The sequence below is a fragment of the Methyloceanibacter sp. genome (assembly GCF_051306395.1).
Classification (GTDB): domain Bacteria; phylum Pseudomonadota; class Alphaproteobacteria; order Rhizobiales; family Methyloligellaceae; genus Methyloceanibacter.
On sequence record NZ_JBPPND010000106.1, the window covers coordinates 1 to 4833 of the forward strand.

A 4833-nucleotide genomic window follows, 5' to 3' on the forward strand; every position below is an offset into this window, starting at 1 on the left:
ATCTCTTGTTCGAGGGCGGCGAGGACTTGCGCCCCCTGCCCTTCATGGAGCGCCGGGCGCGGCTCGAAGCTTGGCACGCCAAGAACGCGCCGGCGCGGACCGACGTTTCGGAGATCGTCGGCTTCGACACCGTGGCGCAGCTCGAGACGCTGTGGGCCGGCGCGCGGGAAACCGGCATCGAGGGCTTGATGCTGAAGCGCCGGATGAGCCCCTATCTCGCCGGGCGCCCCAAAGGCCATTGGTACAAGTGGAAGCGCGCGCCGCTGATGATCGATGCGGTGCTGATGTACGCCCAGCGAGGCAGCGGCAAGCGCTCCTCCTACTATTCGGACTACACGTTCGGCGCCTGGCGTGAAGGCGAAACGGGCGCGCCGGAGCTTGTGCCAGTTGGGAAATCCTATTTCGGCTTCACGGACGAGGAGCTGAAGCAGCTCGATAGCTTCGTGCGGAGCAACACCGTGGACAGTTTCGGGCCCGTGCGTCAGGTCGCGCCCAAGCTCGTGTTCGAGGTGGCTTTCGACTCGGTGCACCGTTCCACGCGGCACAAGTCGGGGATAGCCATGCGCTTTCCCCGCATCCACCGCATCCGCTGGGACAAGCCGGCGGAGGAGGCTGACACGCTCCAGACCGTGCAGGCCTTGATCGTGGATTAGGCCATCGCACTTGAGGGGCTGAGTGGATTAGGGTTTGAAGATCAGCACCAGATAGGCCGCGAACAGAACCAGGTGGACGAGGCCCAGCAGGATGTTGGTAGGCGCTCCTGAGAACGTCATGTGGCTCACGAACAGGGTCACCGCGAGGAGCACGATCTCGACATTGTTGAGACCGAGCTCGATCGGCGTCCCCGTCAGGACACTGATCGCCAGCACCACCGGCACTGTGAGGCCGATAGTGGAAAGAGCCGAGCCGAGACTCAGATTCACGGCGCGCTGTAGCTGATCCCGAGCCGCGGCCCGTAAGGCCGCCGTCCATTCAGGCGACAGGATCAGGACGGCGATCAGAACGCCACCAAGCGCGATGGGAAAACCGATCTGCTCGATGCCGTGGTCGAGCAGCTTCGCCAGTGGTTTCGACAGTAGGACGACGGGCAGCAGCGTGGCGATCAGCAGAACCGCGTGATACGGCGCGGAATAGACCGGTCCATGGACATGGGGTTCGGGGCTCGCCGGCGCCGCGAGATCGGCGTCTTTCGCGCGCGCCTTCGGCTGCATGAAGAAATTGCGGTGACGCGTTGTCTGGATGGTGAGGAAGGCGGCATAGAGCAGCGCCGTCAGCGTGCCGAAAATGATGGCCTGCGGCGCGGTGAAGGTGGACGTCGCCGTGGATTGCGTGAAGGTCGGCAGGATCAACGCGATGGCGGCAAGCGGCGTGATCACGGCAAGGTAAGCCAGCGCGCCTTGCAGATTGTATTGCTGTTCCATATGGCGCAGCCCGCCGATCGCCAGCACGGTGCCCACCATGCCGTTCAGCACGATCATCAGAATCGCGAACATCGTCTCGCGGGGCAATGTCGGGCTCGGCGTACCGTCGAGCATGATGGTCGCCAGAATCGCCACTTCCATGCTGATGACTGCGATGGTGAGGATCAACGTGCCGTAAGGTTCGCCCAGCATCTCGGCGAGCGCATCGGCATGGCGCACGACGCCGAAGGCGCACCAGATCATCACGCCGAACAGCCAGGCGAACGTGAAGACGAGCCAGGGAAGATTATCGAGGTCGGCAATCCACTCCTTCCCGACCGTGTAGAAGAGGACAGTGGTGACGATGCCCGCGATCAGTCCGAGCTCGGACCGAAGCCGCCCGAGAAACCCCTCCTGGTGCCTTGCGCTCGAAGCTGCGCTTGATTTCCTAGCCGCGCTGTCCGACTTGGCCTTACTGGCTGCTTCGGCCTTGCTGATCGCTCTGGTCTTGGCGGTCTTGGTGGCCTTGGGGCTCGGGGATTGGCTCATTCTTCTTGCGGCCCTTTTGCGTGCTTCGCCGTGCTCAATGCCATGCCGAACGGCGATCCGGAACCCTTTGCCGCGCATTATTCCCATAAAGATCGCGTGCCCGACGGGCGGCTACAGGCGGGTCAGGAGGCCGTGCCAGTGCCCGTCCGCACCGAACCCGATCAGGCTCTAGACGTGATGGCCGTGCTCGGCGGCGGCGATCTTCTTGAGCGATACACGGTCGACTTTGCCGGTGGGATTGAGTGGCATTTTCTCGATGAAGATGATCTCTTCCGGCGCCTTGTAGCCGACCCGTTCCTTGGCGAACTTGATCAACTCACCGGCCTTGGGCGGTTCCGCGCCGATTTTGATCTCGACATAGGCACGCACATTCTCGCCGTGCGATTCGTTGATCACGCCCACCACGCCGACAAGCTCCACGGCCTCGTGCGCGAGAAGCGCGTCCTCGACCTCCTGCGGGGAGATGTTGGATGCGTCATGAACGATGATCTGCTTGCGGCGGCCGCAGAACCAACTGTAGCCGTCCTCGTCGAGCTTCATCTCGTCGCCGGTGTCGAACCACCCCTCGTTCAGCACCTCGGCGGTCGCCTCGACGTCGTTCCAATAGCCGGCGCATTGGGTCGGCGTCCGCACCCATAGGCGGCCTTCCGAACCCAGCGGCAGCTCGGCCCCATCCTCGTCCCGGATAGAGAACACGAAACCGGGTCCCGGAAGACCGATCGAGCCGAGCTTGTCCACGCCCGTTGGCGGATTGAGCGCGGCAAGTCCGAACTCCGTCATGCCATACCCCTCGCTCACCGTCTTGCCAGTCAGCGCCATGAACTCCTTCTCCAGCTCCGCGGAGACCTTGTCGCCGCCGGAGCGGGCAAGCCGTAGCGACGTGAAGTCGGCCGGGTTCATGTCGTGCTCTCGGATGAGATGGAGCAGCGCCGTGGGCAGCATGGAGAGCAGCGTGGGCCGGGTCGTGCGCAGGAGCGGCCCGATCTCCTCGTGATCGAAGCCCCGCGCGATGACGAGGCGCGCACCCGCCGAGAGCGCCGACATGCCGAACGTGAAGCCGCCGATATGGGTGCAGGACGAGCCCGGCAGCACCACGTCGTTGGGCGTGACTTCGAAGCCTTGCACGGCGCTGGCAAACATCCAGCCGAGCGACTCGCGGGTATGGGTGACGCCCTTGGCGGGGCCGGTGGACCCGGAAGTGAAGAAGATCGCCGCGGGGGCTTTCGGATCGATCTGCGGCAAGGCAGGGTTTTTCGGCTCGACCTTGATGAGGCTTTCGATGCTCGGCTGCTTGCTCTCCTCGGCCCCGTACCAAATCACGCCAAGCGGCAGGTTCGACGCGTTGCTCGCCGCGATATCCTCCGCCCGTTCAGCGTGGCTCAGAATGATCTTGGCGTCGCTCACATCCAGCGCGTGGTTTATCTCCGGCGGCATGTAGCGATAGTTCAGCGGCGTGAGCACGAGCCCCGCCTTGAAGCAGGCGATGTAGTGGACGATCAGCGCCACGCGATTGGGCATGAGTGAGGCCACCCGGTCGCCCGGCTTCAGGCCGAGCGCCAGATAGTTGGCGGCAAGCCGGGTGGAGGCCTCTTCAAGATCCGCCCAGGACATCACTGCCTCGAGCGACATCAGGGCCGGATCGTTGGGTCGACCCTTCAGGCCGACCTGCAACAAGTCGGAGAGCTGAAGCGGTTTCTCAAGGAGCGGTCCCGCGTGTGGCATGGTCTTCCTCTTCTCAGTGACGGCGGCGGCTTTTCGCCGCTACCGGTCGTAACGGTAAAGTCCGTAAAATCCGGTCGGGTCGAGATAGATCTGCCTGGCCTCGGCGAAGCCGGCCTCGCGGCCGATGGCCATCCAGGTCTCCGCCGTCTCCGGCAGATCGCAGGTCGAGACGTGATGGTAGATCTGCTCCCATTCCTCGGGCGTGAGGAAGGTCCAGGCGTCTTTGTTGACGCGGGTGAAGCGGCTTAAATAGCCCTCACGATCCTCTCCATCGAGCTTGGTCGGCTCGTAGATCATCAGAAAGTCGCTGGTAGACCGGCACAGGGCCTGGAGCAGGCTGCGCTTGCCATCGGTCTTAAGGTGGTGGAGGGACAGGCCGCACCAGGAGATGTCCGATGGGTCCTGCCGGGCGGTGAGGATGGAGACGAAATCGCCATGGTCCAGGCCGACGCCGAAGGGGACGCCCTCCAGATTCTTGGCGGCGAGGGCAAGCGCAGGCTCCGACAGGTCGATGCCCTGGTAGTGACAGACCTTGGTTCCCGCGAGCGCCGTCCTCATCTGACCGGCATCGCCGCAAGCAATATCTAGAAAATCGAAAGGCTCGCGAACCGCCGCCAGCGTGTCGTGCAGGATCGCGCCGGCCTCCTTGCTGGCCACAGCGTCGTGATCCACCAGCTTCTGATAGGTGGCCCACTGCTTCTGGAATTGCTCAAGCGCCGCTTGGTCATCGACCACGTGCCCGGGCTCGACATGGTGAATGTGGATACTCATGACGCTGCGCACCTCCTCCGGCCTATAAACCGAAGGCTTTTTAACGCAAGCCCGTTGTATAAAAGTTAGCGTTGCACTGGCTAGGGCGCCCCGCGCGCGATCAGATTTTCCAGCCGGGATCGTGGCTGATGTCGTGGAAGGCCTTGTAAATGGCCCCGCCCCAACCATCGCGGATTGCCTGCAAATAGGGGTCGTCGTCCTCCAGCCGGATGGAGAAGCCGGGCGCCAGCGAGTCGCGCCGGTAGATCATGAGGTCGATCGGCGGGCCGACCGATACGTTCGAGCGCATGGTGGAGTCGAAAGAGATGAGCGCGCATTTCGCGGCGTCGCCGAGGGAGATATCACGGCTAATGATGCGATCGAGGATTGGCTTGCCGTATTTCACCTCACC

The 4833-nt window shown here is 63.3% G+C and carries 4 protein-coding genes and 1 pseudogene; 1 reads left to right on the forward strand and 4 read right to left on the reverse strand.

Annotated features, from left to right (window positions below):
• On the forward strand, positions 1–653 hold a 653-nt coding region (locus tag ACSLE4_RS05900; RefSeq protein ID WP_435903551.1), incomplete at its 5' end, for an ATP-dependent DNA ligase.
• Between the two features lie 27 nt (positions 654–680).
• Here ACSLE4_RS05900 and ACSLE4_RS05905 read toward each other — a convergent pair.
• The 4 genes and pseudogenes from ACSLE4_RS05905 to ACSLE4_RS05920 all read right to left on the reverse strand — a co-directional run.
• Positions 681–1949, reverse strand: coding sequence for a calcium:proton antiporter (locus ACSLE4_RS05905; RefSeq protein WP_435903552.1), 1269 nt, complete (start codon positions 1947–1949; stop codon positions 681–683).
• 168 nt (positions 1950–2117) lie between these two features.
• Positions 2118–3671 carry a class I adenylate-forming enzyme family protein gene (locus ACSLE4_RS05910; RefSeq protein ID WP_435903553.1) on the reverse strand — a complete coding sequence of 518 codons (1554 nt, stop codon included), beginning with the start codon at positions 3669–3671 and terminating at the stop codon, positions 2118–2120.
• A gap of 39 nt (positions 3672–3710) precedes the next feature.
• On the reverse strand, positions 3711–4442 hold the full coding sequence (locus ACSLE4_RS05915) for a class I SAM-dependent methyltransferase (RefSeq protein ID WP_435903554.1): 732 nt from the start codon (positions 4440–4442) through the stop codon (positions 3711–3713).
• Positions 4443–4542: 100 nt separating this feature from the next.
• Positions 4543–4833 (reverse strand): annotated as a pseudogene (locus ACSLE4_RS05920) (peptidase); the annotation flags it as partial.